Source organism: Streptomyces pyxinae (assembly GCF_024756275.1).
Lineage (GTDB): Bacteria > Actinomycetota > Actinomycetes > Streptomycetales > Streptomycetaceae > Streptomyces > Streptomyces pyxinae.
Map to the genome: position 1 here is coordinate 64,358 of NZ_JANUGQ010000023.1, position 26,750 is coordinate 91,107.

The 26,750-nt window shown below is 74.2% G+C and carries 29 protein-coding genes and 2 pseudogenes; 13 read left to right on the forward strand and 18 right to left on the reverse strand.

Going from position 1 to position 26,750, the window contains the following annotated elements:
* Positions 1-15: 15 nt before the first annotated feature.
* Entirely contained in the window at positions 16-372 is a 357-nt protein-coding gene (locus NX801_RS23255; RefSeq protein WP_258789815.1) for an SH3 domain-containing protein, read from the reverse strand.
* 461 nt (positions 373-833) lie between these two features.
* Between NX801_RS23255 and NX801_RS23260 the strand changes: the two genes are divergently transcribed.
* Entirely contained in the window at positions 834-2,468 is a 1,635-nt protein-coding gene (locus NX801_RS23260) for a sensor histidine kinase (protein WP_258789817.1), read from the forward strand.
* Between the two features lie 4 nt (positions 2,469-2,472).
* Here NX801_RS23260 and NX801_RS23265 read toward each other — a convergent pair whose 3' ends face one another.
* From NX801_RS23265 to NX801_RS23275, 3 genes are all read right to left on the reverse strand, one after another.
* A complete protein-coding gene (locus NX801_RS23265; RefSeq protein ID WP_258789818.1) occupies positions 2,473-3,174 on the reverse strand; it encodes a response regulator transcription factor in 702 nt (233 codons plus the stop codon).
* A 212-nt stretch (positions 3,175-3,386) separates the two neighbouring features.
* Entirely contained in the window at positions 3,387-4,484 is a 1,098-nt protein-coding gene (locus NX801_RS23270; RefSeq protein WP_258789819.1) for an adenosine deaminase, read from the reverse strand.
* Positions 4,485-4,716: 232 nt separating this feature from the next.
* Complete coding sequence (locus tag NX801_RS23275) at positions 4,717-5,592, reverse strand: GntR family transcriptional regulator (RefSeq protein ID WP_258789820.1); 876 nt, start codon at positions 5,590-5,592, stop codon at positions 4,717-4,719.
* Positions 5,593-5,887: 295 nt separating this feature from the next.
* Here NX801_RS23275 and NX801_RS23280 point away from each other — a divergent pair, with 295 nt between their 5' ends.
* Positions 5,888-7,351 carry an MFS transporter gene (locus NX801_RS23280; protein WP_258789821.1) on the forward strand — a complete coding sequence of 488 codons (1,464 nt, stop codon included), beginning with the start codon at positions 5,888-5,890 and terminating at the stop codon, positions 7,349-7,351.
* Between the two features lie 68 nt (positions 7,352-7,419).
* Here the strand turns inward: NX801_RS23280 and NX801_RS23285 are convergent, their stop codons facing one another.
* The 11 genes and pseudogenes from NX801_RS23285 to NX801_RS23335 all read right to left on the reverse strand — a co-directional run bounded on the left by NX801_RS23285 (position 7,420) and on the right by NX801_RS23335 (position 14,151).
* Entirely contained in the window at positions 7,420-7,869 is a 450-nt protein-coding gene (locus NX801_RS23285) for a gas vesicle protein K (RefSeq protein ID WP_258789822.1), read from the reverse strand.
* A 115-nt stretch (positions 7,870-7,984) separates the two neighbouring features.
* Positions 7,985-8,182, reverse strand: a pseudogene (locus NX801_RS31040) (gas vesicle protein); the annotation flags it as partial.
* On the reverse strand, positions 8,179-9,144 hold the full coding sequence (locus NX801_RS23295; RefSeq protein ID WP_258789824.1) for a GvpL/GvpF family gas vesicle protein: 966 nt from the start codon (positions 9,142-9,144) through the stop codon (positions 8,179-8,181). The pseudogene NX801_RS31040 and the gene NX801_RS23295, both read right to left, overlap by 4 nt.
* The gene (locus NX801_RS23300) at positions 9,141-9,695 is read right to left on the reverse strand and encodes a gas vesicle protein (RefSeq protein WP_258789825.1); all 555 of its coding nucleotides are present in this window, start codon (positions 9,693-9,695) and stop codon (positions 9,141-9,143) included. The genes NX801_RS23295 and NX801_RS23300 overlap by 4 nt, the downstream gene beginning before the upstream one ends.
* Positions 9,692-10,843: an SRPBCC family protein gene (locus tag NX801_RS23305; RefSeq protein WP_258789826.1), complete on the reverse strand. Its 1,152-nt coding sequence runs from the start codon at positions 10,841-10,843 to the stop codon at positions 9,692-9,694. Before NX801_RS23305 ends, NX801_RS23300 begins: the two co-directional genes overlap by 4 nt.
* The gene (locus tag NX801_RS30820; protein WP_309505878.1) at positions 10,840-11,499 is read right to left on the reverse strand and encodes a hypothetical protein; all 660 of its coding nucleotides are present in this window, start codon (positions 11,497-11,499) and stop codon (positions 10,840-10,842) included. Before NX801_RS30820 ends, NX801_RS23305 begins: the two co-directional genes overlap by 4 nt.
* Positions 11,500-11,520: 21 nt before the next feature.
* Entirely contained in the window at positions 11,521-11,772 is a 252-nt protein-coding gene (locus NX801_RS23315) for a gas vesicle protein GvpG (protein ID WP_258789827.1), read from the reverse strand.
* Positions 11,773-11,841: 69 nt separating this feature from the next.
* Positions 11,842-12,555 (reverse strand): GvpL/GvpF family gas vesicle protein, encoded by a 714-nt coding sequence (locus NX801_RS23320; RefSeq protein WP_258789828.1) that lies wholly within the window; start codon positions 12,553-12,555, stop codon positions 11,842-11,844.
* A gap of 3 nt (positions 12,556-12,558) precedes the next feature.
* Positions 12,559-13,119: a gas vesicle structural protein GvpA gene (locus tag NX801_RS23325; RefSeq protein WP_258789829.1), complete on the reverse strand. Its 561-nt coding sequence runs from the start codon at positions 13,117-13,119 to the stop codon at positions 12,559-12,561.
* Between the two features lie 117 nt (positions 13,120-13,236).
* Positions 13,237-13,566, reverse strand: coding sequence for a gas vesicle protein GvpO (locus NX801_RS23330; protein ID WP_258789830.1), 330 nt, complete (start codon positions 13,564-13,566; stop codon positions 13,237-13,239).
* 237 nt (positions 13,567-13,803) lie between these two features.
* Positions 13,804-14,151: a VOC family protein gene (locus tag NX801_RS23335; protein ID WP_258789831.1), complete on the reverse strand. Its 348-nt coding sequence runs from the start codon at positions 14,149-14,151 to the stop codon at positions 13,804-13,806.
* Between the two features lie 415 nt (positions 14,152-14,566).
* Between NX801_RS23335 and NX801_RS23340 the strand changes: the two genes are divergently transcribed.
* Together NX801_RS23340 and NX801_RS23345 are read left to right on the forward strand one after the other, a co-directional pair.
* Entirely contained in the window at positions 14,567-15,931 is a 1,365-nt protein-coding gene (locus NX801_RS23340; RefSeq protein WP_258789832.1) for an NAD(P)/FAD-dependent oxidoreductase, read from the forward strand.
* A 1-nt stretch (position 15,932) separates the two neighbouring features.
* Positions 15,933-17,894 (forward strand): transketolase, encoded by a 1,962-nt coding sequence (locus NX801_RS23345; RefSeq protein WP_428986208.1) that lies wholly within the window; start codon positions 15,933-15,935, stop codon positions 17,892-17,894.
* Positions 17,895-18,014: 120 nt separating this feature from the next.
* Here NX801_RS23345 and NX801_RS23350 read toward each other — a convergent pair whose 3' ends face one another.
* Complete coding sequence (locus NX801_RS23350) at positions 18,015-18,605, reverse strand: GNAT family N-acetyltransferase (protein ID WP_258789833.1); 591 nt, start codon at positions 18,603-18,605, stop codon at positions 18,015-18,017.
* Positions 18,606-18,652: 47 nt separating this feature from the next.
* Between NX801_RS23350 and ligD the strand changes: the two are divergent.
* From ligD to NX801_RS23395, 9 genes and pseudogenes are all read left to right on the forward strand, one after another.
* A pseudogene (gene ligD / locus NX801_RS23355) lies at positions 18,653-19,117 on the forward strand (non-homologous end-joining DNA ligase LigD); the annotation flags it as partial.
* 380 nt (positions 19,118-19,497) lie between these two features.
* The gene (locus tag NX801_RS23360) at positions 19,498-19,791 is read left to right on the forward strand and encodes a gas vesicle protein GvpO (RefSeq protein ID WP_258789871.1); all 294 of its coding nucleotides are present in this window, start codon (positions 19,498-19,500) and stop codon (positions 19,789-19,791) included.
* 124 nt (positions 19,792-19,915) lie between these two features.
* The gene (locus tag NX801_RS23365; protein WP_258789834.1) at positions 19,916-20,353 is read left to right on the forward strand and encodes a gas vesicle structural protein GvpA; all 438 of its coding nucleotides are present in this window, start codon (positions 19,916-19,918) and stop codon (positions 20,351-20,353) included.
* Positions 20,350-21,066, forward strand: coding sequence for a GvpL/GvpF family gas vesicle protein (locus NX801_RS23370; RefSeq protein ID WP_258789835.1), 717 nt, complete (start codon positions 20,350-20,352; stop codon positions 21,064-21,066). The genes NX801_RS23365 and NX801_RS23370 overlap by 4 nt, the downstream gene beginning before the upstream one ends.
* A gap of 36 nt (positions 21,067-21,102) precedes the next feature.
* Entirely contained in the window at positions 21,103-21,339 is a 237-nt protein-coding gene (locus NX801_RS23375; RefSeq protein WP_258789836.1) for a gas vesicle protein GvpG, read from the forward strand.
* Between the two features lie 208 nt (positions 21,340-21,547).
* Entirely contained in the window at positions 21,548-21,862 is a 315-nt protein-coding gene (locus NX801_RS23380; RefSeq protein ID WP_258789837.1) for a gas vesicle protein, read from the forward strand.
* On the forward strand, positions 21,859-22,863 hold the full coding sequence (locus NX801_RS23385; protein WP_309505879.1) for a GvpL/GvpF family gas vesicle protein: 1,005 nt from the start codon (positions 21,859-21,861) through the stop codon (positions 22,861-22,863). The genes NX801_RS23380 and NX801_RS23385 overlap by 4 nt, the downstream gene beginning before the upstream one ends.
* Positions 22,860-23,147 carry a gas vesicle protein gene (locus tag NX801_RS23390; RefSeq protein ID WP_258789838.1) on the forward strand — a complete coding sequence of 96 codons (288 nt, stop codon included), beginning with the start codon at positions 22,860-22,862 and terminating at the stop codon, positions 23,145-23,147. Before NX801_RS23385 ends, NX801_RS23390 begins: the two co-directional genes overlap by 4 nt.
* A 158-nt stretch (positions 23,148-23,305) precedes the next feature.
* Positions 23,306-23,581, forward strand: coding sequence for a gas vesicle protein K (locus NX801_RS23395; RefSeq protein WP_258789839.1), 276 nt, complete (start codon positions 23,306-23,308; stop codon positions 23,579-23,581).
* A gap of 152 nt (positions 23,582-23,733) precedes the next feature.
* Here NX801_RS23395 and NX801_RS23400 read toward each other — a convergent pair whose 3' ends face one another.
* Both NX801_RS23400 and NX801_RS23405 read right to left on the reverse strand, forming a co-directional pair.
* Positions 23,734-25,236, reverse strand: coding sequence for a bifunctional phosphatase PAP2/diacylglycerol kinase family protein (locus NX801_RS23400; RefSeq protein ID WP_258789840.1), 1,503 nt, complete (start codon positions 25,234-25,236; stop codon positions 23,734-23,736).
* A gap of 281 nt (positions 25,237-25,517) precedes the next feature.
* Positions 25,518-26,684, reverse strand: coding sequence for a baeRF2 domain-containing protein (locus NX801_RS23405; RefSeq protein ID WP_258789841.1), 1,167 nt, complete (start codon positions 26,682-26,684; stop codon positions 25,518-25,520).
* Between the last annotated feature and the right edge of the window lie 66 nt (positions 26,685-26,750).

Below are 26,750 nucleotides of genomic sequence, written 5' to 3' on the forward strand. Positions count from 1 at the left end.
TCTCCGGAAGGAGAATCAGAAGCCGCAGTACACGAGGCTGCCGCCGTTGCTCAGCAGGTCGTCGCGGATCCAGCCGGTCACACCGGTCGAGTCGTTGCGCAGGTACGTCCAGGTCTTGCCGTCGTTGCCGACGGTGTAGCAGTGGTAGTCGAGGCGCTGGGTGTTGTAGGCGATGCCGTTGCTGATACACCCGATGCCGGAACCGCTGCGCGTGTTGGCGCCGTTGGCCCACGCGCCCCAGGCCGAACCGTCCTTGTCGGCGGCCGTCTTGCCGCACGGGGCGTGGGCGGCGGCCGGGGTGGTGGTGATCAGCGGAACGGCCAGTGCGGCCATCGCGACGGCCGGGACGATCGCTGCGAGTCGACGCTTCATGTTGAGCCCCCAATGGTGTCGTGTCGGTCAGCGCTGCATCGAGAACCGAACGGTTCCCTCGGGGGTGTTGCAGCGGCCTCCGTACCGATGCGGTACGAGCGGCACGAGTACGATCACCCGCCGGGAAGGGTGAAGAAATAATTCCGCCGTGAAGTGACTGGATTCGATCCGTGGGCGGCTGAATTTCCCTGGGAAGGGAATTCTCTGTCGGAGATCGAAGATCAAATAATAAGATCCGATGGAATGATCTCATCCGCTCCCTGTGGATCACGGCAGGCCATCGATCCACCGTGTCGTATTTCCTGTCATTCCGTGACCTCGATCTTCGACCTCCGGCACCGATCTTCGACCCCGATCTCTATTTTTGATCCCTGATCCCTGATCCCTGATCCACGGGAAAACCGACCGAAGGAGCCCGCGTTGAGCACACATCTCCCGGTGACCGGGAGGGGAGGGTCCCGATGAGCTTCCGGCTGCGGGCGCTCGGCCTGCTGCTGCTGGTCGCCCTCACCGCCACGGCCGCCACCGCCTGGCTGACCCTGCGCCAGGCGAACCGGCAGGTGCGGGAGACGGTGGCCGCCGGACAGGCGGAGGTCGCCCGGATCACCGGCGAACTCCGGGCATACGGCTTCGCCCACGGCACCTGGGACGGGCTGTCGCCGGTGCTGGGGAAACTGGCGAAGGACACCGGGCAGCGCATCCGCGTCGCCACCGAGACCGGCGTCCTGCTCGCCGACTCCGACACCCTCGCGGGCCGTGCGCCCCGCCCGCTGGGCACCCAGCCCCCGGTCCTGGTGGACCCGCGCCCGGTACTGCGGATACCGGGAGTGCCAGGAGAAGTACCGCGCCTCTCGGTGAAGCGGGCCGCCGTCATCGCCGCCGACTACCGCACCGCGACGGTCTACGCCGCCTGCCTGACCCGGGCCGGTGCCGGGGTGACGGCCCGCCCCGACGACCGGGGCGTGCCGCGCGTCGAGACCGACCGCGAGGTCCCGCGGTGCCGGCAGCCCCCGGGGAGGGCGGCCCCGCAGATGGGAGAGGATCTGGAGGCGTTCCGCGTCTGCGCGTCCGTCCCGGACCTCACCCCGTGTCTGCGCCGCGTCTTCGACGAGCGCACCGCCGCCGTCGCCCCGCCCCGCCTCGAAATCCGCCTGGGACACCAGGACGAGTCCCCGCCCGCGCTCGCCGCCACCCCCACCGTCGCCGCCGCGGTCGGCGTCGCGCTCGCCGTCATCCTCGGCGCGCTGCTGCTGAGCCGCGCCGTGCTCCGGCCCGTACGGGCCATGACGCTGGCCACCGAGGGACTGGGCGAGGGAGACCTGGAGCGGCGCGTGCCGGTCTCCGGGCGGGACGAGATCGCGCGGCTCGGGGTGGCCTTCAACCGCATGGCCGGCTCCCTCCAGGCCGCCGAGGAGCGCCAGCGCCGCCTCACCGGCGACATCGCGCACGAACTGCGCACCCCGCTCGCCAATCTGCGCGGCTATCTGGAGGCCCTGCGGGACGGTGTCGTCGACCCGACACCCGAACTGCTCGACTCGCTCCACGAGGAGGCGCTGCTCCAGCAGCGGATCGTGGAGGACCTCCAGGACCTGGCGCTCGCCGAGGCCGGCGCCCTCACGTACCACCGCTCCGAGGTGGACCTGCGGGAGCTTCTGCACGCCACCCGCACCGCGCACCGCGCCCAGGCCGACGCGGCCGGGGTGGGGCTCGAACTGGACGCGCCCCGGCCGGTGTACGTGACGGCCGACCCGGACCGGCTGCGCCAGGCCGTCGGCAACCTGGTCGGCAACGCCCTGCGCGCCACCGCGCCCGGCGGCCGGGTGACACTGGCGCTGGCCCCGCAGGGCGATCCGGCCGTGGTGGAGGTGCGGGACACCGGCACCGGCATACCGGAGCGGGACCTCCCGCACCTCTTCGACCGCTTCTGGCGGGCGGACGCCGCGCGGGGCCGGGCGACGGGCGGCAGCGGCCTCGGTCTGTCGATCGCCCGTCAGATCGTCACGGGTCACCAGGGCACGATCGAGGTGCGCAGCACGGTGGGGGTGGGCACGACGTTCACCATCGTCCTCGGCGCGCGGCCGGGTGCCACCCCGTGAGGGATCAGGACCCGTCCGCGAGCCGGTAGCCCCGCCCGTACACCGTCTCCAGCAGCCCCGGGCCCCCCGCCCGGTGAGCCTCCAGTTTCCGCCGCAGGTTCATCACATGCGCGTCGACGGTCCGCTCCAGCACGCCCCGGTCGAAGCCGAAGACCCGCTCGATGATCTGCGCCCGGGTGAAGACCCGGCCGGGCTCGCGGGCCAGCGTCTCCAGGATGGCGAACTCCTTCGAGGTCAGCGCCACCGGCCGCCCCGCGACCCGGACCTCGAAGCGTGCCGTGTCCAGCTCCACGTCCCCGACGCGCAGCGGCGCCGGGGAGGCCGGCGCCGACTTCCGGGCCCGCCGGAGCAGCGCCCGTACCCGCGCGGTCAGTTCGCGCGGGCTGTACGGCTTGGTGAGGTAGTCGTCGGCGCCGAGGTCGAGCCCGAGGAGCATGTCCTCCTCGGTGGTGCGGGCGGTCAGCAGCAGAATCGGGACGTCCTCGGTCCCCGGCTCGGCCCGCAGGATGCGGCACACGTCGAGCCCGTCCACGTGCGGCAGCATCACATCGAGCACGATGAGATCGGGGCGGGTGGCCCGCGCCTCCTCCAGCGCGGAGCGGCCGTCGGCCACCACCCGCACCGCGTTTCCCTCCCGCTCCAGGTAAATCCGGATCAGCCGCGACTGCTTCTCGTCGTCCTCGGCGACCAGAATCCGAGCGCTCAACGATTTCCCCCCTCAAACGGAACCCCGCCATTCCGGCGGCGAATACCCTACCCTCCGGGAATTCCGGGCGCCCATGAGCCGCCTGCCGCCGGCGACCGGACCGTGCCGCCGGTTTTCCGGGAGCGCACGCCGGACGAGGGCCCGCACGGGCCGGGAACCCGGCGGGGGCGCCGCTTTCCCCGGGTGGGGAGCCCGGGGGAAACGGCGGCGGCTCAGCGCTCGGCGGTGAGGGCCGCGTAGCCCGGGCGGATCACCTCGTCGATGATCCGGCGGCGCTCCGGCAGCGGCAGGAAGGCCGACTCCACGGCGGCGACCGTGAACTCCTCGAAGACCTCGGGGCCGTAGCCGAAGGTGTCCGCCATGTGCTGGAACTCCCGGCTCATGGTGGTGCCGGAGACCAGGCGGTTGTCGGTGTTGAGGGTCACCCGGAAGCCGAGCCGGCGCAGCTCGTCGATCGGGTGCGAGGCGTAGTCCTTGGCGGCGCCGGTCTGGAGGTTGGAGGTGGGGCAGATCTCCAGCGCGATCCGGTTGTCCCGGATGTACGCGGCGAGGTGGCCGAGCGTGCCGTCCTCGGCGATGTCGTCGGTGATCCGCACCCCGTGGCCGATCCGCTCGGCGCCGCAGATCTGCACCGCCTCGTGGACCGACTCGGCGCCGACCGCCTCACCGGCGTGGATGGTGAAGTGGCAGTTGTGCCGCTTCAGGTGCTGGAAGGCCGGCAGATGGCGGGCCGGCGGGTTGCCGATCTCGCCGCCCGCGATGTCGAACCCGGCCACGCCCCGGTCGCGGTGCGCGACGGTCAGCTCGGCTATCTCCAGCGACCGGTCGGTGTGGCGCATACCGGTCAGCAGGGTGCCGACGGTGATCCGGCCGCCCGCGCGGCGCTCGCCCTCGCGGAGGCCCTCGTTGACGGCGGTGACCACCTCGTCCAGGCTCAGCCCGCGCTCCTGGTGCTGCTCGGGGGCGTACCGCACCTCGGCGTAGACGACGCCGTCGGCGGCCAGGTCCTCGGCGCACTCGGCCGCCACCCGGAACAGCGCCTCGCGGGTCTGCATCACGGCGCAGGTGTGGGCGAACGTCTCCAGATAGCGCTCCAGCGAGCCGGAGTCGGCGGCGTCACGGAACCAGACGGCCAGCTCGGCCGGGTCCTCGGTGGGCAGCCCGGCGTAGCCGCACTCGCGGGCCAGCTCGATGATGGTCCCGGGGCGCAGTCCGCCGTCCAGGTGGTCGTGGAGGACGGCCTTGGGGGCGCGGCGGATCCAGTCGGCGGGGGCGGGCGCGTCGGCGGGGACGTTGTCAGACAAGTGCATGGCCCGGGAGTGTACGGCACACCCCGCACCGGGCGCCGTGATCCGCGCGACAGGGAGGGGGACGACACACCCCGTGCGACGGGCGGCGGGGCGCCGGCGACGGAGGCGGGGCAGGGGGACGACACACCCCGTGCGACGGGCGGCGGGGCGCCGGCGACGGAGGCGGGGCAGGGTGCACGGGGCAAGGGGGGCCGGGCGCGGGCCGGGGCCGGTGGTCGGTCCCGGGAACCGGTCAGTTGGCCTGGAGCACCGGAAGCGCCGCCGTCCCGGTCGGCAGCATGTGCTTGGCGGCCAGCACCGGGGTGGAGCCCACCCGGACCACCTGGGTGACCAGGACCGCCGGGGTGTCGGCCGGCCGGCCCAGCTGTTCGCCGCGCCGCTGCCCCACCAGGGTGGCCGTCACCGAGCTGTGGCCGCCCAGCGGCACCCCGCGCGAGGCCGCCACCAGCACCGCCAGCATCGAGCTCCGCCCGGCCGCCCCGCCGGTGTGCGCGGCGGTCGCGGGGTTCCCGGGACCCGGAGTGGTGTCGGTGCCTCCGGTGTTTCCGCCGTGTCCGGCGGCCCCGGCGGTCCTGGAGATCCCGCCGTGTCCGGCGGCGCCGGACTCCGTCCCGGCCAGGGCGGCGGCGAACGCCGGATGGACCCGCTCCAGCACGTCCCCGGAGGCCGCCCACTCCTGGCTCAGCACCGCCGCCGTACCGTCCGGGACCAGCAGCGACTCCCAGAAGAGCAGCTCGGCGCGGGCGGGCGCGAGCAACTGCTGGGTGGTGAAGTCGGTCGGCTCCTCGACAGTGCGCAGCAGCGGCCGGACCCGCACCGGGGCACCCGCGCCGATCAGCTCCTCCAGCGGCTGGATGCGCTCGAAGCCGCGCCGGGGCGGCCCGTCGTTGACCGTGCGGCCGACGCCCCGGCGCACCGAGAGCAGCCCGTCCTCCTGGAGCAGCAGCAGCGCCTCGCGGAGCGCCGGTCGGCTCACTCCCAGCTCGGCGGCGAGCCGGGGTTCGGAGGGGAGGGTGGAGCCGGGCGGGTAGGTACCCGCGCGGATGGCGTCCACGATTCGCTCGTACAGCACCACGACCGGCCTCCGCCGGTCCACGCCGACCACCATCGCCCCTCCTCGGCTCACTTGTCGGCAAGTGTGGCTCAGTGTGCGCGCCCGGACAACGGTCACCGCCCGCCGGTCACATCACGATCGGGCCGCGAAAGCAGACGTCAGAAGCGGTGTGACCGCGTGGAGGAGCCGGATTCACCGGGATCGGGACCATCGGGGGTCTTGACGTTTACGCGCGTAGAACACACTCTGTGCATGCGGCACTTGTCTGACAAGGAAGCAGGACCGGTTTCGGGCTGCCGCGACGCAGTACCTCGGCACACCACGTGACATCCCAGGCAAAGGGGCCGACATGTCCATCTCGCTCGGCCGGAAGAGTTCCGGGCCCGCATCCGATCTGGCGGGCCGTGGGCCCATGCTGCTGGCGATGGTCCTCGCCGTGCTCGGCTACCAGATCAACGCCACCATGCTTAGCCCCGCGCTGCCCGATGTGATCGAGCGCCTCGGCACCACCACGGCCGCCGCCGGCCTCTCGCAGACGCTGTTCTTCCTGATGGCCGCGATCGGACAGGTCACCCTCGCCCGCCTCAGCGACCAGCGCGGCCGCAAGCCGATGATGCTGTTCTGCGCGGTCGTCCTGATCGCCGGAAACCTGCTCTGCGTCTTCGCGCCGAACATCGAGGTCTTCATCGCCGGCCGGATCCTCCAGGGCGCCTCCGCCGCGATGTTCACCCTTGCCTTCCTCACCCTGAACCAGCTGCTCACCCCGGCCGGCTTCGGCAAGGCGGCCGGACTGATCACCGCCGTCAACGGCGGCCTCGCCGGGGTCGACGCGATCGCCGGCGGCCAGATCGCCGACACCATCGGCTTCCGGGGCATCTTCGTCTGCTCCGCGCTGATTGCCGTCGCCGGACTGCTCGGCGTCCGCCGGTACGTCCCCGACGTCCCGCCGACCACCGAGGCCGGCGCCCGGTTCGACACCCGGGGCATCGCCGCCCTGGCCGTCGGTCTCACCGGCGTCCTCGTCGGTCTCGCCCAGGGCGCCGCCTGGGGCTGGACCTCCGTCCTCACCCTGGGCTTCCTGCTCGGCGGCGTGGCGGCGCTGGTCTTCTTCGTCCTCTCCCAGAAGACCGCCGCCAACCCGGTCATCGACATCGAGGTGCTCGCCTCCCGTCGGTCCTGGCCGCTGCTGCTCACCACCGTCTGCACCCTGGGCGGCGCCTTCGGGGCCATCGCCCTGACCATCCCGCTCTTCTCCCAGGACACCCGGGTCGGCCTCGGCCTCTCCGCCGTCACCGCCGCGATCCTCTTCCTCACCCCGATCCAGCTGATCGGCGTGATCTCCGCCCCGTTGACCGGGCGCCTCGGTCCGCGCGTCGGCTGGCGCAAGATCGTGGTCACCGGAGCCGTCGCCAACTTCGTGATCTTCCTGCTGGCCACCCTCTTCCTCCACCAGGAGTGGGTCCTGATCGCCAGCCTCGCCGCGCTCGGGGTGACCTACGGCGGCTTCATGCTCACCGGGCTCAACGGTCTCGCCGTCACCTCCGCCCCCAAGGACAAGCCCGGCTCGCTCTCCGGCCTCAACGGCGCCTGCTTCGGCATCGGGGCCTCGCTCGGCATCGCCCTGGCCTCCGCCGTGATCACGGCCGGCAGCGACGCCGGGGGTGTGACCGAGGCGGGCTACCAGCACGCCATGTACACGGCGCTGGCGCTGCTGGCGGTCGGTGTGGTCACCGCGCTGCTCATCCAGCGCCCGGAGCCCGCCGAGGCGGCGGCGGACGCCGAGGAGGCCCCGCTGATCGTCGCCCACCACTGACGGCGGCCGGGTCCACCCACCCCGGTGCTGAGCCCCCGCCCCCGGTGCCGCCCGGCGCCGGGGGCGGCTCAGTCCGGTCGGTACGGTCGGTCCGGCGGGTCCGGCGGGTCCGGCGGCAGCAGGCTGCCCAGCGGGCCCAGGTCCAGATTGAGGTCGGCCATGGTGAGTCCGTAACGGTCGCAGAGGCCCACCATCCGGTCGTGCAGGATCATCAGGGTCGCACCGAGCCGCTCCTCCTCGTCCTCGCCGAGATCGCCCGCGTCCACCCGGTGCAGCGCCTGCCGCTCCATCAGCTGCCGCAGCAGCTCGACCACGGTCAGCACCAGCCGCATCAGATCCCGCTCCACCGTGTCCGGGTCCGCGTTGATCCGGTGGGCGGGCGCTCCGTCCCCGGGCCGCCCGGGCCCGGCGGGCAGCTCCCCGGGGGCGGCGGGCAGCAGCCGGAACGCCCGCTCCGCCGCCCGCGCCACCTCCGTGTACCGGCCGGGCCCGGGCGGTACGGCGCGCTCAGCGGTCATGACGGCGCCCGGCGGCCGCGGGGTGCTCCGGCGGCCCGGGGGCGCCGGGGGACTCCGGCACGTCTCCGGGGTGCGTCCGCGGGTCCGCAGGCCCGGGCGGTTCCAGGGCGGCGAGCGGGCCGGCGCCCTCCCAGGGGGCCGGGACCCGGGGGCCGATCGACGCGATCAGGGCGCGCAGCGAGATACGCACCAGATCGATGTCGGCGATGGCCAGGGTGATGTCACCGGTCACCACCGCGCCCCCGGAGAGCAGCCGGTCCAGCAGGTCGATCAGGGCGACCTGGCGGCGGGGGAGGGGTTCCCCGGCGGTCACGGCTCCTCCTCCGGCGGGGCGCCGGGAGGCGCGGTGCCCGGAGCGGCACCGGGGCCGGCCCGCGAGGCGGCGGCCGGGGCGGTGCCCGACGCGCTGGCGGGTACGGCCTCCGCAGCGATGGCCGGGGCGGTGCCCGGGTCGGTTCTCGGGGCGGTGGCCGGGTCGGCTTCCGGGTCGGCGGCGAAGGAGTAGGGCGCCCAGGGACCGGTGATCTCGACCCGGACGGATCCGGGGCCGCCCGCCTCTTCCCGTACCGCCGTCAGAAAGGCGTCCGAGGCGGTCGCGGGCACCAGATAGGCGTCATTGGCCACGTTCTCCGCCCCGGTCCGGGCCAGCGGGCCCTGCTGCACCCGGTGGGCGGCGTGCTCGTCGGCGAACTCCGCCGCGGCCGCCCGCACCCGCCGGACGGTCTCCTCGGCCAGGGCGTACGCGTCGTCCCGGGCGTCCCGCTCATGGCGCCGGGTGCGCAGATAGGCCCGGCCGGGACTCAGCCCCGTTCCCCCGCTCGCGCCCGCCCGCTCCGCCGGGGCGCCCGGCGCGTCCGGTCCGGACGCGAGCACGAAGACCTTGACACCCCACTCGACCCGGCCGGCCAGCAGTTCGAGCCGGGCGAGACAGCCGGCCCGCCGCTCGGCGAGGAGCGCCCGCACCCGCTCCTGGTCGCGGCAGATGGTGGCCAGCCGCAGCGGGAGCACGGTGGTCCGGGCGGCGACCGCGTCCACCACCTCGTGGTGGGCCCGGGCGACGGCCTCCAGCCAGTCCAGGTCCTCCAGCCGCCTGGTCAGTGGCGCCTCCTCGAACTCCGCCGCCGGTACGGCACCGACCACCGCCGCGAGGCCCCGGTCCGCCACGACGCCCACGGGCGCGCCGCCGATGCCCCGCAGCCCGCCGACCGCGTCGTACAGCCCGGTGGCCTCCGCCCCGGCGATGCCGTAGAGGTAGCAGACCGTTCCGCCGGTCATGGCGGCGGCTCCTCACGCGGGCGCCGGGGCCCGGCCGCCGGGCGCCGGCGGCGGGCGGGGCGCCGTTCCGCCCGCTCCCCGGCCTCCGCCTCCCGGATCCGTTCCCCGGTCCGTTCCTCGCTCGCCGCCCCGAGCACCTCCGCGTCCTCGTCGGCGGGGACGGCGCCGGTGAGCGTGCGGGCCCCGGCCGTGGTGTCCGCGTCGGGCAGGACCTCCCGGCCGGTGCGCAGGGCGTCCAGCTCGGCGCGCAGCCGGGCGTTCTCGGCGGCGAGGCCGGAGCGGTTCCGCGCCCGGGAGGAGAGCGCGGGATCGTGCTCCCACCAGTCGATGCCCATCTCCTTGGCCTTGTCCACCGAGGCGACGAGCAGTCGCAGCTTGATGGTGAGCAGTTCGATGTCGAGCAGGTTGATCCGGATGTCACCGGCGATGACGATGCCCTTGTCCAGGACCCGTTCCAGGATGTCGGCCAGGTTGGCCGACGAACCCTGGCCGTACGCCGGGGCGGCCCGCGAGGGGTAGCCGCCGAAGTCCCGGGGCAGCGGCTCGGTCACGACCGCCGCCCCGTCCGGGCCCGTGCCGCCGCCCGGCTGTCCTCTTCCCGGTCGTCCTCGGCGTCCTCCGGGTGCTCGTCGTCGTACTCGTCCTCGCCCTCTTCGTCCTCCTCTTCGTACTCGTCGTACTCGTCCTCGGTGCCGTCCGGCCCGTCCGCGCCGCGGGACCGGCCCGCGCTCCTCTCGCCCTTCTCACCGCCCTCGTCGGGGTAGGGCTCGTCGTCGTACTCGTCCTCGTACTCCTCGCCCTCGTCCGCGTCGTCCTCCCGGCCGTCGTCGCCCTCCTCCTCGTACGCGCCGTCCTCGCCGCCGTCCTCATAGCCGTCGTCCTCGCCGTCGGCGGACTCCCCGCCCTCCTCCGGCTCCTCGTCCGGGCCGCGGACCACTTCGCCGTCCCGGATCTCGCCGCGCCAGCCTTCGGCGGGCTCGTCCTGCATGGTCACGAACGTCCGGTAGAGCTTGAGGTCCAGCCGGGCGCGGCGGCCCTGGGAGCGGAAGAGGTTGCCGGTCTTCTCGACCAGCCCCTTCGGGTAGTACTCCATGACCAGGAGCACCTTGGTCAGGTTGTCGCCCAGCGGGTGGAAGGTGACCGCGCCCTTCGTCGTGCCCTTGCCGCCCTCGGAGGTCCAGACGATCCGCTCGTCCGGGATCTGCTCCATGACGGTCGCCCGGTAGCTGCGGTTGGACTTGGCGACCTTGAGCTGCCAGTTGGTCGTCGTCTCGTCCGACTGGTCGACATTGACCACGCCCTTGGCGAAGCGTCCGAACTCCTGGAACCTCGTCCACTGGTCGTACGCCTGGCGCACCGGCACGCCCACGTCGAGGCCCTCGATGACGACCACGCGCTTGCCCCGGGAGTCACCGCGGCCGCTCTTGCCGCCGAGGCCCTTCAGCGCGCCGGTGACCTTGTCCTTCAGCCCGCCGGTCAGCATCGGCAGGGCCACCGAGGCGAGCGATCCGCCACCGCCGCCGGCGGCCAGCTTCTGCGTGGCCTCGCCCAGCCGTTCGCCGAGGCCGCCGACGGCTTGCCCGGCGCGGGCCTCCAGATACTGCTTGAGCTCTTCCTTGAGCCGGTCGCCCGTCTCGCCGGTGAGCCCGGTCAGGCCCGCCAGTCCGCCCGGGCCCCGGTCCGTACCGTCGCCGGTCATGACTCGTCCCTCCGGTCGGTGCCGGCCGCCCGCCGCCGCCGGGGTGCCGCCGGGGCGTCCGGCTCGGATTCGGCCCTGGTGCGCCGGCGGTTGGCGACCTCGGGGGAGGTGCTCCGGCCCGCTGCCTTCCCGGCGCCTCCGGCGGTCTTCCGGGCCGCCTCCGCCGCGCCTGCCGTGCCCGGCTTCGCCGCTGTCGCCGCCGCCCCCGCCGACCGGCGAGCGGTCTTCCTCGCGGACCCCGAAGGCGTACGGGAGGCCCCGGCCTCCGATGCCGCCCGCTCGCCCCGCCCGGCCGGGCCGCCGGAGACCTCCCGGCCGGCCCCGTCCGGGGAGCCGTCGTCCCCGAGGACCTTCCCCGGGACGGACTCGCCCGCGCGCAGGGCCTCGGTCCGCTCGTGCAGGGTGTCGGCGAGCCGGTCCGCCCGGGCCTTCATGGCCGAGGCGGCCGCCTCCTTGCCGGCGGTGAACAGCTCGTTCCTGACCTGGTCGCCGAGGTTGCGCAGCGCGGGGTTGCCGGCGACCAGCCGGCTCATCTCCCCGGCGTCGAGCTTCCGGCGGAGCAGGTACGCCGCCAGGGTGAGGGCGGCCTTGCCCTTCTTCGTCCGCCCGAGCACATAACCGCCGATCAGCGCCGCGCCCGTCATCACATTCGCCATCGTGGAAAGCCTCCAGGGGCCCTACGGCGCGGCGCCCCGCCGGAAGCGCTCGATCTCGTCGAGCCGGTCCAGCAGTTCGTCCTCGCGCCTGTCGAATTCCGCCTGACCGATCCGGCCCGACATCAGTTCCTCCTCCAGGGACCTGAGCGCCGCGTACACCGGCGCCGGGTCGTAGTACTCGCGTTCCGCGACCTCGGTGACCTGCCGGACCACCCATCCGAAGCCCCGGACCGGTGCGAGCGGCAGGGTGAGCAGCTGTCCGACGATGCCCATGTCTCCACGCTCCTCCTCCATCCGGCGGTCCGCACGGCCTGCCGACGGACTGACGGACGGACTCACGGACTAGACGAAGCTGTACGGCGGCAGCGGGCCGTGCAGCCGGAAGTCGAAGTCCGTCCCGTACCGCGCGGCCAGCTCCGCCTCCCGGGCGGTGAACTCCTCCCGGCGGGCGCTCTCCACCAGGAACGAGGCGCTCAGGAAGTCGTCGCCGGTGGGGTCCGAGCGCCGGACCTCCCGGGCCAGCGGGCGCAGGGTGTCCACGATCCCGGCCGCGAAGGAGTCCTGCCGCGCCCCGACCTCGGCGGCGACCAGCTCACCGAGGGCCACCCGCAGCTCCTGGGTGCCGTGTCCGGCCCGGACCTCGTCGTTCAGGCGCCGGGCTTCGCCCGACTGGCGCAGCACCTCCCGGAGCAGGGCGTCCTCGTCGACGGCGGCTCGCAGATGGAACTCGGCGCAGCCGTCGAGGGCTGCCAGCCGCTCCCGGTACTCGTCGGCGCGCTCGTCCAGTGCCTGTCGCACCGCCTCGTCGTCCGGCGCCACCGAGCCGAAGCGCAGCGGGAGGGCGGTGGCCTGCCCGGTCAGCCGGTCCAGCACCGCCTGGTGCGCCAGTACGTCCCGGCGCCTGGCGCGCAGCCCGTCGGGGGCGTCGCTGACCACGGCGGCCAGCACGGCGCCCCGGACCACCCGCAGCGGTCGGGCCGGGTCGCCCACCCCGGCCGCGCCGTCCAGCCGCAGCGGATGGTCCGCCGAGGTGATCCCGTACACGTAGACGGACATGGCTCACCCGTCCCCGCGCTCTTCCCGGCGGCGCACGGGCCGGCGCTGCCCGGACCGGGGGCGCGGGCGCTCCCGGACCGGTTCGGGCTCGGCCCCGTCCGCCCCCGCGCCGTCGGCGTACGCGGCGTATTCCGCGGGCTCCCCGGCCGCGTCGGCCCCGGCCGTCGTGGACTCCCCGGTGTCGCGGGTGTCGCGCCCCTTGCGGAACGACTCGGAGAACGCCTCCACCGCGCCGGTCAGCGCGCCCTTGCTCTTGCCGCGCGCGCCGCCCTCGGTGATCTCGCCGACCAGCTCGGGAAGCTTGGCGGGGGCCTTGTCGCGGGACTCCAGATCGAGCCGGTTGCACGCCTCCGCGAAGCGCAGATAGGTGTCCACACTCGCCACCACGACCCGGGCGTCCACCTTGAGGATCTCGATACCGACCAGGGACACCCGGACGAAGACGTCGATGACCAGACCCCGGTCCAGGATCAGTTCCAGCACGTCGTAGAGCGATGAGGAGCCCCCGCCGCCTCCGCCGCCCGCGGCGACGGGACCGCCACCGCTCTGTGGCACCACGGTCATGGTGCCTCCTCTCGCGTCTCGCGGACTCTCACGGACTTCCGCGGACCGCTTCCGCCTGCGCGGCCCGGAGCCGGCTTCCTGGTTCGGTGGGCGCCCCGCCCGGTACGGGCCGAGGGCTCAGGCACGCGGGTCGATCTGGGCCCGGGTGTAGCGGCGGACGCGTTCGTACGCCATCAGCTCGCCGTCCGCGTCGAGGGTCACCCGGTAGCTGGCGAGCACGCTGGTCGTCTCCGGGATCCGTTCCAGCTCCAGGACCTCGACATCCGCCTCCCACCCGTCGTCGGTGGGCCGGACGGCGGAAATGGTCTCCGGGGCGCGGCCGAGCAGTTCCCTCAGCTGTTCCGCGGCGGAGCGCATGGCCTTCGGCGCGGAGACCCGGCGCCCGGGTGACTCGCCGGAGTCCCGGCGGCTCGGGGGCCCGGCGTCTTCTGGAGGGTCCGGGGACATCGCACACCTCACCCGTTGCCTGGCGGCCGGAACGGCCTGAAAACGGTACAGACTTCACTAATAGGGTATATGACCATTCACTCAAATGGGTGGATTGGACCGAGCCGTGATCGGGGGCGCGGCCGGCCCCCCGAGCGGGCCGCCGGTGGATCGGTGGACCGGGGCCGGCGGTGGATCGGTGGGCTGGGACCGGCGGGGTGGCGGACCGGGGCCGGTGGGGCGGGGCCGGTGGGCGGGTCAGTCCCGCTGGTCCACGTACTCGAAGACCGAGCCGTCCGGGTGGACCGCGATCAGGTTCCGCCCCGCCGGGGTGGCCACCGGGCCCGCCAGGATCCGGGCCCCGACCCCGGTGAGCGCCGCGTGCGCCGCGTCCACGTCCGAGACGGCGATCGTCGCCGCCACCTTGCGGAGCACCGCCAGCTCCTCCTCGGGGCCGCTCATCAGAAGAAAGCAGCCGACGGCCGCGACGGCGACCCCGCCGCGCTCGAAGCGAAGGGCGCGGGCGCCGGTCAGCCCCTCGTAGAAGGCGACCGAGGTCTCCAGATCGGCCACGCAGATCCGCAGGGTGGTGCCGAGAATCTCCATGGGGGCGAGGGTAGTTGGCGCGTCCGTGCCGGGTGGCTCGGTTCGCCGGTCCCGGGCCGGCCACCGGCCGCGGGCCGGGCCCGGGACGGGCGCGTGTGCGGGGGGCCGGCCCCGGCGACGGCGATCCCGCGCATGCCGGGGATGGCGCCCGACGGCCGTAACCGGGCGTTTGGGGCACCGGCTCAGGGGCACCGGGAGTCTGCCGCCGTACGACACGGACCGGGAGCCCGCCGCCGGCCCGACGCCGTACGACGTGGTGCGCGAGGCGGTACGGCACTGTGCGGGGCCCGAGCGAGGCCGGACGACCCGTACGGGCGCGGTAGCGCTCGACGGGCCGGTACGAGCCCGCACGAGCCCGTACGACGCGCCAGGACGCTGTACGACGCTGTACGACGAGGAAGACGCTGGAGGCCCTGTGACATCGCCCGTCAGTTCGCCCGGCTCCTTCAGGGGTTCGTCGGGCCGGCCCAGGATCGTGGTCGTGGGGGCCGGGTTCGCCGGTTACCAGACCGCCCGGAACCTCTCCCGCACCCTGCGCGGACGCGCCGAGATCGTGCTGCTCAACCCGACCGACTACTTCCTCTACCTGCCGCTGCTGCCGCAGGTGGCCGCCGGAGTACTGGAGCCGCGGCGGGTCACGGTGTCGCTGCCGGGGACGCTGCGGGGCGTCCGCCTGGTCCTGGGCGAGGCGAACCGGGTGGACCTGGACGGGCGCGCCGTCCACTACACCGACCCCGAGGGCACCACGGGCGAGCTGGCCTACGACCGGCTGGTGCTCGCCGTGGGCAGTGTCAGCAAGCTGCTGCCCATCCCGGGCGTCGCCGAGCACGCCACCGGCTTCCGGGGGCTGCCCGAGGCGCTGTACCTGCGCGACCACATCACCCGCCAGGTGGAACTGGCCGCCTCCGGCGGCAACCCCGCCGACTGCACCGCCCGCTGCACCTTCGTCGTGGTCGGTGCCGGCTACACCGGTACGGAGCTGGCCGCCCACGGCAAGATGTACACCGACGCGCTGGTGCGCCGGCACCCCGCCTGGCCCCGGCATCTGCGCCCCCGCTGGCTGCTGCTCGACGTGGCCGACCGGGTGCTCCCCGGCCTCTCCGAGAAGCTCTCGCGCACCGCGGACGAGGTGCTGCGCGCCCGGGGTGTCGAGGTGCGGATGAAGACCTCCGTCAAGGAGTCCACCCACGAAGGCGTGCTGCTGGACGACGGCGAGTTCGTCGACACCCGCTCGCTCATCTGGTGCGTGGGCGTCCGGCCCGACCCGCTGGTCTCCGAACTCGGCCTGCCCGTCGAGAAGGGCCGGCTGGTGGTGACCCCGCAGCTGGGCGTGCCGGGCCACCCGGACGTCTTCGCCTGCGGGGACGCGGCGGCCGTCCCGGACCTGACCCGGCCGGGCGAGTTCACCGCCATGACCGCCCAGCACGCGTCCCGGCAGGGCAAGGTCGCCGCCCGGAACGTGGCCGCCTCCCTCGGGCTCGGGACGGCGGTGCCGTACAAGCACAACGACCTGGGCTTCGCGGTGGACCTGGGCGGTGTCAAGGCGGCCGCCAACCCGCTGGGCGTCTCGCTCTCCGGTCCGGTCGCCGGCGCGGTCACCCGCGGGTACCACCTGGCCGCCATGCCGGGCAACCGGGTCCGGGTCGCGGCGGACTGGCTGCTGGAGGCGGCCCTGCCCCGGCAGGCCGTCCAGCTCGGGCTGCTGCGCTCCTGGCAGGTCCCCCTCGACACCGCCTCGCCCGAACTCGCACGTACCCCGGCCGGCCCCGGCAAGGAGTGACATGACCACCCAGAACCACACCCGTGACCAGACCGGGGACGACCCGGCGCACACCTCCGCCACCGGTGCCGGGGGCACGGCGGGGCCGACCGGCGAGCGGACCGTCCCCGGCACCGACCTGGACGCCGAAGGGCTGGCCGCGCTCGCCCGGCAGCTGCGGGTGGACGCGGTACGCGCCGCCGACGCCGCCGGATCCGGGCACCCCACCTCGTCCATGTCCGCCGCCGACCTGGGCGCGGTGCTCCTCGCCCGCCATCTGCGCTTCGACTTCGACCGCCCGGACCACCCCGGCAACGACCGGCTGGTGCTCTCCAAGGGCCATGCCTCACCGCTGCTGTACGCCATGTACCGCGCGGTCGGCGCGGTGGACGACGACGAGCTGCTGACCTACCGCCAGCTGGGCAGCCGGCTCGAAGGACACCCGACGCCCCGGCTGCCCTGGGTGGACGTCGCCACCGGCTCGCTGGGCCAGGGGCTGCCGGTCGGTGTCGGCATGGCCCTCGCCGGCAAGCGGCTGGACCAGCTCCCGTACCGGGTCTATGTGCTCTGCGGCGACAGCGAGATGGCCGAGGGCTCAGTCTGGGAGGCGGTCGAGCACGCCGCCTACAACCACCTGGACAATCTGACGCTCGTCGTGGACGTCAACCGTCTCGGCCAGCGCGGGCCGACCCGGCACGAACACGACCTCGGCGCCTACCAGCGCCGGCTGCACGCCTTCGGCTGGCACACCATCGAGGTGGACGGCCACGACCTGGACGCGGTCGACCGGGCCTTCGCCGAGGCCAGGTCCACCGTCCGGGAGCCCACCGCCATCCTCGCCGCCACCCGCAAGGGACGCGGGGTGGCCGCCGTGGAGGACAAGGAGGGCTTCCACGGCAAGCCGCTGAAGGACACCGCCGAGGCCATCGAGGAACTGGGCGGCCGGCCCGGCATCCGGATCTCGGCGCAGCGCCCGCCGGACGGCGACCGCCCCAAGGCCGAGCGCGCCACCCCCGAGCTGCCCCGCTACGACCTGGGCGACGAGGTGGCCACCCGTAACGCCTACGGGGAGGCGCTGGCCGCGCTGGGCTCGGCGCGCGGGGAGGTGGTCGCCCTGGACGCCGAGGTCAGCGACTCCACCAGGGCCGAGTTCTTCGCCAAGGCCCACCCGGAGCGCTACTTCGAGTGCTACATCGCCGAGCAGCAGCTCGTCGCCGCCGCCGTCGGGCTCCAGACCCGGGGCTATGTGCCGTACGCCTCCACCTTCGCCGCCTTCCTCACCCGGGCGCACGACTTCCTGCGGATGGCGGCGGTGAGCCGGGCCGGCATCAACATGGTCGGCTCGCACGCGGGCATCGCCATCGGCCAGGACGGCCCCTCCCAGATGGGAGTGGAGGACCTGGCGATGTTCCGGTCCGTGCACGGCTCCACCGTGCTCTACCCGTGCGACGCCAACCAGACCGCCAAACTGGTCGCGGGCATGGCCGATCTGGAGGGCGTCCGCTATCTGCGCACCTCGCGCGGGGAGATGCCGGTGATCTACGGCCCGGACGAGGAGTTCCCGGCCGGCGGCAGCAAGGTGCTCCGCGAGCACGGCGACGATGACCGGGCCACCGTGGTCGCGGCGGGCGTGACCGTGCACGAGGCGCTGAAGGCCGCCGATCTGCTGGCGGAGTACGGCATCCCGGTGCGGGTCGTCGACCTCTACTCGGTCAAGCCGGTCGACGCCGACACCCTGAACCAGGCGGCGGGCGTCACCGGCTGTCTGCTCACCGTGGAGGACCACCACCCGGAGGGCGGCATCGGGGACGCGGTGGCCGAGGTGTTCTCGGACGGCCGCCCGGCGCCCCGGCTCACCCGGCTGGCGGTCCGCAACATGCCCGGCTCCGCCACCCCCGAGGAGCAGCTGCACGAGGCGGGCATCGACGCCGAGGCGATCGTCGCCGCCGTGAAACTGCTGGTGGAGCGGGTCGTCGCCCCCTGACCCGCCCGGCACACGGAGCGGGAGCCCGGCACCCGCCGCCCGGGCTCCCGCTCCGTCGTGCCCTGGCACGGGTACGTACGGCTGCGTACGGCCCGGGGGGCGCGTACGGCTCCGGCACGTTCACCGCCCCGGGGGCGTGTACGGCTCCGGAGCGCGTACGGCTCGGGCCGTGGCCCGGTCCGCCTCCCACTCCGCACGGGTCAGGACGTACTCCACATCCCCGTGCTCCCCGCCCGCGATGGTCTCCGGCCACTCGGCGAAGAAGGTGCGCGCGTACCGCAGACCGCACTTCTCCAGCACTCGCCGGGAACGGGCGTTGACGGTCATCGTCTGCGCGGTCACCCGCTCCGTGCCCAGCGCCCCGAAGCCCCGGTCGACCAGGGCCCGGCCGCCCTCGGTGGCGTACCCCGAGCCCCAGGCCGCCCGGCGCAGCCGGTAGCCGAGCTCCACCGTCCGCCACCCCTCCGCCTCCAGCGGCTCCAGGGCGAACCAGCCCAGCCACGCGCCGTCCGCCCGCCGCTCGGCCGCCCAGAAGCCCCGGCCCAGCAGCCGGGGGAGCGAGCGGCCGCGCACCTCCTCGCGGTCGGCGGGCCGGCCGCCGTTCAGGTAGCGCATCACCTCGGGGTCGTTGTCGAGCGCCACCACCTCGTCCAGGTCGTGCGGGGTCAACGGGCGCAGCACCAGGCGGGCCGTCCGGAGGAATGCGTTCATGGACCCGCATCCTGGGCGCCCGGCGGCGGCGCCCGCAACGCCTTTTCGCCGCCCGGCGGCTCCGGGGGCTGCTCGACGCCGTCGGACTGCCCGCCACCCTGATGACCACCGGCTCGCGCGGTCTCCATGTCGCCGTCTCCCTCGACCGCCGGGCCGACCACGACACCGTGCGGGACTTCGCCCACGACGTGGCCGGGACGCTGGCCGCCGCCCACCCGGACGACCTCACCCCGGCCGCCCGCGAGCAGGCCCGCGGCGACCGCCTCTATCCGGACGTCCAGCGCAACGGCTACGCCCGGACCGCCGTGGCCCCCTACGCGGTGCGCGCCCGGCCCGGCGCCCCGGTCGCCACACCCATCCGCTGGGAGCAGTTGGACGACCCGGCTCTCCACCCGCGCCGCTGGACCGTGGCCGATGTGCTCGACCAGGCGCGCAGTGACCCCTGGGACGGTACGGGGCCGCGCCCCCGCTCGCTGGGGCCGGCCCGGAGGCGGCCGGCCGGACTGGGCTGACCGGAGATGGGCTGACCGGAAGGGATCCGTCGTCCAAGGCCAAGGGTTTGCGGGGTCATGGGTCGGCAACACGAGGGAACGAGGTTGCCATGGCCAACACAGCGAAGAGCACCACCAGAAGCCGTACCAAGGCCGAGGAGGCGGAGGACACCGGGACCGAAGAGGGCTCGGAGGGCACCGCGTCCGCCAGGAAGAGCAGGACCGGCAACCGGAGCAGGAACAGCGGGACCGCCGGAGACGGCGAGAACGCGAAAGACACCGAGCACACAGAGAACGCAGAAGACCCAGAGAACGCAGAAGACTCAGAGGATGACGAAGAGTCAGAGGACGACGAAGAGCCGGCAGAGCCGGACGAGCCGGAAGAAGAGGAAGCGGACGACGTGAACGAACGGTCCGGCGGATCGGCCGGCCGCACCCCAGGCCCCATGCAGGTGTTGCGCGCGGCTCGTGAACAGCTCGCCGAACTCACCGGGATGGAAGCCGAGTCGGTGTCCTCCTTCGACCGGACGGACGACGGCTGGTCGTTGACCGTGGAGGTTCTCGAAGTCCAGCGGGTGCCGGACACCATGAGTCTGCTCGCCTCGTACGAGGTCGACCTCGACCCGTCGGGCGAGCTCACCGGATACCGGCGGGTCCGCCGCTACGAGCGCGGCAGGTCCGACCGCACCCGCTGAACCCGGCCGGCTCTTCTCGCGGGCCCACCGGCCCCGGCCCTTCTGGGCTTCCGCGAACTCCTTCTTTTTCGCTGATTTTTGCTTTTTCCGTCCGCTGATCCCAACCCCGAGGAGGCAGTGACCCATGAGCGTAGTCCCGGCACAGCAAGGCGGTGGCGGCTCCGGCGGCACCAGTGGTCTCTACGACGTACTGGAACTCGTCCTGGACCGCGGCATCGTGATCGACGCGTTCGTCCGGGTCTCGCTGGTCGGCATCGAGATTCTCAAGATCGACGTCCGGGTGGTCGTGGCCAGTGTGGACACCTACCTCCGGTTCGCCGAGGCGTGCAACCGGCTCGACCTGGAGGCCGGCCCGCGCAAGAATCCGGGACTGCCGGATCTGGTGGGCGAGATGACCGAGTCCGGTGCGCGCGGCAAGTCCAAGGGCGCGCTCAGCGGAGCCGCGCAGACCATATCCGACGCGTTCAACTCGGCGCGTGGCGACGGTGACGAAGAGAAGACCGAGAGCAGCAGGTCCCGCGGGCGGAGCACCTCGTCCCGCCGGAAGGAGGAGCAGGAGTGAGCGTCTACGTCTACGGGATCACCCGGAGTTCGCACCCCGGCATCCCGGAGAAGCTCGGCGGTGTGGGCGACCCGCCCCGCGAGGTGCGCGCGGTCGCCAGCGGCAAGCTGGTCGCCCTGGTCAGCGAGGCACCCGAGGACCTCAAGCCCAAGCGGCGCGACCTGCTCGCCCATCAGACCGTGCTCTCCGAGGCGGGCGCCGCGGGAGCGGTGCTGCCGATGCGGTTCGGAGGGGTGTCGCCGGACGAGGCGGCGGTGGTCTCGGTGCTCTCCGAGCGCGAGGACCACTATCTGGAGCGGCTGGAGGCCCTGGACGAGAAGGTCGAGTACAACATCAAGGCCAGCCACGACGAGGAGGCCGTACTCCACCAGGTGCTGGCGGACGACCCGGAGCTGCGGGCCCTGAGCGAGGCCAACCGCAACGCCGGCGGCGGCACCTACGAACAGAAGCTGGCCCTCGGCGAGCGCATCGTGGCGGCCGTCAAGCAGCGCGAGGCCCGGGACGCGGTGGTCGTCCAGGAGGCCCTCCAGGACAAGTCCGTGGGGGTCAGCCCCGGTCCGGAGAGCAGCGGCTGGCTGGCCAACATCTCGTTCCTGGTGGACCGCGGCGCGGCGCACACCTTCGTCGACGCCGTGGAGAGGATCAAGGAACTCCACCCGCACCTGGTCCTCCAGGTCAACGGCCCGCTGCCGCCGTACAGCTTCGTGGAGTGACCGTCCCGGACCCGGGACCGAGGGGAGGCGACGACCATGGGCCTGCTCGGAGAAGTGCTGATGCTGCCCGCCGCGCCGATGCGCGGTGCCGCCTGGGTGCTGCGCCAGGTGGTGGCGGAGGCCGAGCGGCTGTACTACGACCCCTCCACCATCCAGCGTGAACTCGCCGCCCTCAACCAGAGGCTGGAGGCGGGCGAGGTGAGCGAGGAGGAGTTCGACCGGCTGGAGGACGAACTGCTCGCCCGCATGGAGGAGGGGGCGCGACGGCGATGACCTCGCCGTGGCTGCCCGTCCCTGGCATCCGACCGGGTGCCCGCCCGCATCATCCAGGTGCCGGCGGGCACCCGGTCGGTGTTTCCACGCCCGAGGAGGACCCCATCAGACAGTCGTTCAGACAGCCGTCCCGGCCGCTCGGGAACCGGCCCGGAAGACCGGTCCCGCCCGTGCGGGCCCACGAACTCTCCATGGAGTTGAACCACCGATGACCACACCCAGCCGGATGCCGAGCCCGTACGCGCCCGAGGGCAGCAGCGCCAACCTGGCGGACATCCTCGAACGCGTCCTCGACAAGGGTGTCGTCATCGCCGGCGACATCAAGATCAACCTGCTCGACATCGAGCTGCTGACGATCAAGCTGCGGCTGGTCGTCGCCTCCGTCGAGCGGGCCAAGGAAATGGGTATCGACTGGTGGGAGCACGACCCCGCCCTCTCCTCCAAGGCCCGGGACAAGGAACTGGCGCGCGAGAACGAGCAGTTGCAGCGCCGCATCGCCGAACTGGAGGAGCGCACCGCATGACCGGCACCCCCGCGGCCACCGAACCGCTGCGCTATGTGTACGCCGTCGTCCGCCCGTTCGACGGTGTCCTGCCGGAGGGCGTCCAGGGGGTCGACGGCGCGCCGCCCCGGCTGGTCCGGCACGGCGAGCTGGTCGCCGTGGTGGCCGCCGTACCCGCCGGGGACTTCGACGAGGGCCCGCTGCGGCAGCGCCTGGAGGACCTCGACTGGCTGGCCGCCACCGCGCGGGCGCACGACGCCGTGATCGCCGCCCTCTCCACCGTGACGTGCCCGCTGCCGCTGCGGCTGGCCACCGTCTGCCGCGACGACAGCGGTGTGCGGCGGCTGCTGGAGGACGGCCGGGAGCGCTTCGTCCGCGCCCTGGAGCGGCTGGACGGACGCGTCGAGTGGGGCGTCAAGGTGTACGCCGAGCAGTCCGTCCCCGAGACCACCGAACCCGCCCCCGCGGCCACCGGCGGGGCGGCCGGCACGGCCGGGGCGGGCGGCGGCCGGGCCTATCTGCGACGGCGGCTGGACGCCCGGCGCAGCCGGGAGGTGGACTGGCAGCGCGCCGACGCCCTCTGCCGCAAGCTCCACGCCGAGCTGTCCGAGTACGCCGAGGCGGCCACCCTGCACCGGCCCCAGGACACCAAGCTCTCCGGCGCGTCCGGCACCAATGCGCTGAACGCCGCCTATCTGGTGGACCGCTCGCGCAGCGAGGGCTTCGTCCAGCTGGTCCAGCAGGCGTCCGCGCCGGGCGTCCGGGTCGAACTGACCGGCCCCTGGGCGCCGTACTCCTTCGCGGGCATCGCCGAGGAGACCGAAGCCGTCGGGACGGCCGGGACCGCCGAGGAGACCGAAGCCGTCGGGACGGCCGGGACCGCCGACGAGCCCCGAGCCGCCGGGGCGGTCGGAGCCGCCGAGGAGACCGGAGCCGCCGGAGTGGCCCGGGAGGCGGAAGCGGTCCGGGAGACGGAAGCGGTCCGGGAGACCGGCGCCTCCGGGGCGGAGGAGCGGCGATGACGACCGGCTCCGACCTCACCGAGCCCCTGCACCAGCGCCGGATAGCCCTGGTCGACCTGCTGGACCGGCTGCTCGCCGGGGGAGTGGTCATCACCGGTGACCTGACGCTGCGGATCGCGGAGGTCGATCTCGTACGGATCGATCTCAAGGCCCTGATCAGCTCGGTCAACGCCTCGGTCCCCTCGCCGTTCGTGGAGCCCGGGGGCTCCCAGGAGCCCTGGGAGGCCGCCGGGCTCCAGGAGCTCCGGGACAAGGCCGACCGGATCGCGCCCCCCGGACCCTGACCGCCGGTCTCCCGCGCCCCGGGCCCCGGACAGCCGGGTCCGTACGGCCGGGTCCCGTACACGGGCCGTTCCCGTAGACCCGGGCCGGGCATCCGGACGGACCCCGGCCGCCGGTCGTCCGGCGGCCGCACCCCCGCACACCACCCCGAGGAGTTCCCATGAGCACCGCCCGCCGCCGAGTCGAACTCGACCCCGACTCGGTCGAACGCGACCTGGCCCGGCTGGTCCTCACCGTCATCGAGCTGCTCCGCCGGCTCATGGAGCAGCAGGCGCTGCGCCGGGTCGAGGACGGCGGTCTGACCGAGGACCAGGAGGAGCGGATCGGTCTGACACTGATGCTGCTGGAGGACCGCATGGAGCTGCTCCGCACCCGCTTCGGCCTGAAGCCCGAGGATCTGAACATCGACCTGGGCCCGCTCGGCCCGCTGCTCTGATCCGCCGGCCGCCCCGCCCCGCGCGGTGGCCGTCAGCCAGGAACCCGCAAGCCCAGGAGGCCCGCCCCTCCCGGCACGGCTCGCACCTCGTGCGTCCGGCCGGGGAGAGAGCGGGCCTCCTGGTGTACCGCGGCGCGTACCGCGGCGGTGTACTACAGCAGGGCCTTGGGCCGGTAGACCACCAGCGCCTCGTCGGCGGTGTCCACGGTCAGCTCCGGCGGGGCCTCCACCACCTCGCCGTCGAAGGCCAGCGGGGTGCCCGGGGCCAGGCCCGATATCCGCAGCCGCCGCATCTTCTCGGCCGCGTGGACCGGCGACCGGCTGAGCGGCCCGGCCAGCGCCGCCGCCAGCAGCCGCAGTCCCGGCAGCCGGCCGCCGTGCACCACCCGCACATCGAGCAGCCCGTCGGCCAGGTCCAGCCGGTGCCCGGGCGTCGGGCCCATCCGCTGGTACATGCCGTTGCCGGCGAACAGCAGCCAGAGCGACCGCCGCTCGCCGTGCAGCTCGGCCTCCAGCGGCCGGCCGGCGCGCAACACCCGCAGCGCGGCCAGCACCCCGGCCGGCCAGCCGCCGATCCGGGGCGACCAGCGCTCCCGGAGGCGTACCAGCTCCGGGTAGACGCCCAGGCTGAAGGTGTTGAGGAAGTGGCCCTGCTTGGTTCCGTCCGGGCCCGGACGGAACCGGCCCAGGTCCACCCGGACCGCGTCGCCGGCCGCCACCGCCCGGCAGGTGTCCGCCACCGCCTCGATGCCCAGGTCGTACGCGAAGTGGTTGAAGGTGCCGCCCGGGAAGACGGCCAGCGGGAGATCGTGCCGGGCGGCGACCACGGCGGCCCGGTTCACCGTGCCGTCCCCGCCCAGTACGCCCAGCGCCAGGCAGCGGGCGGCCGCCCGCTCCAGCTCCGCCTCCACGTCGCCCGGCTCGCACTCCAGCACCTCGGCGCCGGGCATGGCGTCCTTGAGCAGCGGGGCCGAACCCGCCGTGCCCGACGAGCGGTTGACCACGACCACCAGACCGGTACCGTCCGCCAGCGCGGGCGCCTCGGCGTACGGGCGTCCCGGCGCGGGCAGCTGGGAGCGGGTCGGCACCATGCCCCGCACGGCGAGCGCGGCGCCCACGCCGAGCGCCGCGCCCGCCAGGACGTCACTGGGATAGTGGACGCCCGTGTAGACCCGGGAGAGCGCCACCGCCGCGGCCACCGGGGCGACCGCCGCGCCCCAGCCCCGGGACTCCAGCGCCACCCCGGTGGCGAACGCCGCCGCCGAGGCCGCGTGCCCGGAGGGGAAGGAGGTGGTGAGCGGCTGCCGCTTAAGCCTGCGGATGGCCGGTACGGCGTCGAGCAGCGGGCGGTTCCGGCGCACCGAGCGCTTGGCGATGGTGTTGACGGTGGCGGAGGCCAGGGCCAGCGAGGCGGCGCCGCGCAGCGCGGCCCGCCGGGAGCGCTGGCCGCGGCCGAGCACGGCCATCCCGGCCGCCGCGCCGAACCACAGCAGACCGTGGTTGGCGCTCCGGCTCAGGCGGGGGAGTACCGGGTCGGCGCCGGGCCAGTGCCGGGTCGCCACCCGGTGGAAGACCTCGCGGTCCCAGCCGCTCAGCAGGGTGGAGACCCGGCCGCGGAGGGAGTCGGCGGTCTGGACGGTGTACGCATCGGACATGCCCGCCGCCTACCCCGTCTCCGGGGCGGCGACGCACCGTCGTTCGGCCATCGCGTCCCTCCTGGTCACCCGGCCCGCCCGCTCACCCCGCCCGCCCGCTCACCCGGTCACTCGGGCCACGGCCGGGGGCGGTGGCCGGCGGACCCCTTCCGGGCACCTGGTCACCCGGTCACCCGGCCCGCCCTTCAGCCGCTCCGGCTCATCTGCCCGGCTGCCCGGCCCCGGCTGCTCGGGACCCCGGCTGCTCGGCCGCCGGGCCCGCCGCCCGTACGCCTCCGGGCTCAGCCCTCGCGCAGCTCCCGCGCGGCCTCCGACTCGGCCTCCTCGTAGGGCCAGCGCAGCAGCGCGCCCAGGCCGCCCACCGGGACGTCGTCGTCGGTCTCCGGCCGGACGCGCAGCACCTCCGCGCCCGCCATCACGGCGGAGCGCAGCAGCGCGTCGTCCGCCCGCGCCGCCACCGGCTCCCGTTCGCCCAGGTAGTGAGCCTCGGAGCGGCGCACGGCGAGCTGGTCGGGCTCGGCGCCCACCCACACCTCGCGGTGGGCGTCCGGGCCCTCGGTACGGATCAGCAGCTCCTCGATCCGGTGTTCGCGGGCCGCCTCCACCAGCGCGGGTATGCCCTCGGCCGCGAACGGGCGCCCGTCGCGCGGGGAGCGGGCCGAGCGGAACCGGTCCAGCTCGGTCTCGGCGGTACGGCGCAGATGCTCCTGCCGGGCCGCCTCCACGTCCTCGTCCAGCAGCCGGGTGCTCGCCCCGGCGGCCCGGCCGCCGTGCTCGCTCTCCACCACCAGGGGCTGGAGGTCCACCGGCAGCCGGCCATGGACCGAGCGGCGCTCCCGGGTGTCGCCGGCGAGCACGATCAGATCGGCGCCGGTCTCCGCCTCGCTCTCCGCGAGCGCGCCGGCGATCTCGGCCGCGTTGTGCTCCCAGGTGTTCTCCACGCCGGCCTGGAAGTGACGCTCGGACCAGTCGGCCGACGCCGTGCGGTGCACCGGCCAGTCCCTGCCCTTGACCTGGCCCGCCGGACGGCCGCCCAGCGGGGTGCGCAGCTCCAGGTCCGCGCCGGTGCGGTCGACGTACGCCACCAGCGCCACCGGCTCCTGGGCGGACAGATCGAGCAGCGGGCCCAGCCGGGGCAGCGCCGACCAGGTGACATCGGCCGGTGCGAGCGGCCGGTGGGCGAGCGGCGGATCGAGGACCACTTCGCCATGGGCCGCGAACACCGCGCGCCCCTGCTCGCCGGGGGGCCGGGGGTCGCTCGTCAGAGCCTCGTACACGGCCTGTCCGGTCGCCCGGTCGGCGCCCTGGTCCACGAGGGCCCGGCAGACCTCCCTGGCCTGGAGTTCCCGTCGCTCCCCGGCGGCCTCGTCGACCTGGGACGTGTCCAGATACACGCTGGCCCACGGACCGGGGCGGTCGAACAGACTGGTGAGAAAGGCGAGTTGCATGGCTCCCTCCCTGGGTGCCGATCGCTTCCACGGTGCGGCCTCCCGAGTACCCGGGGCATCTCCCGC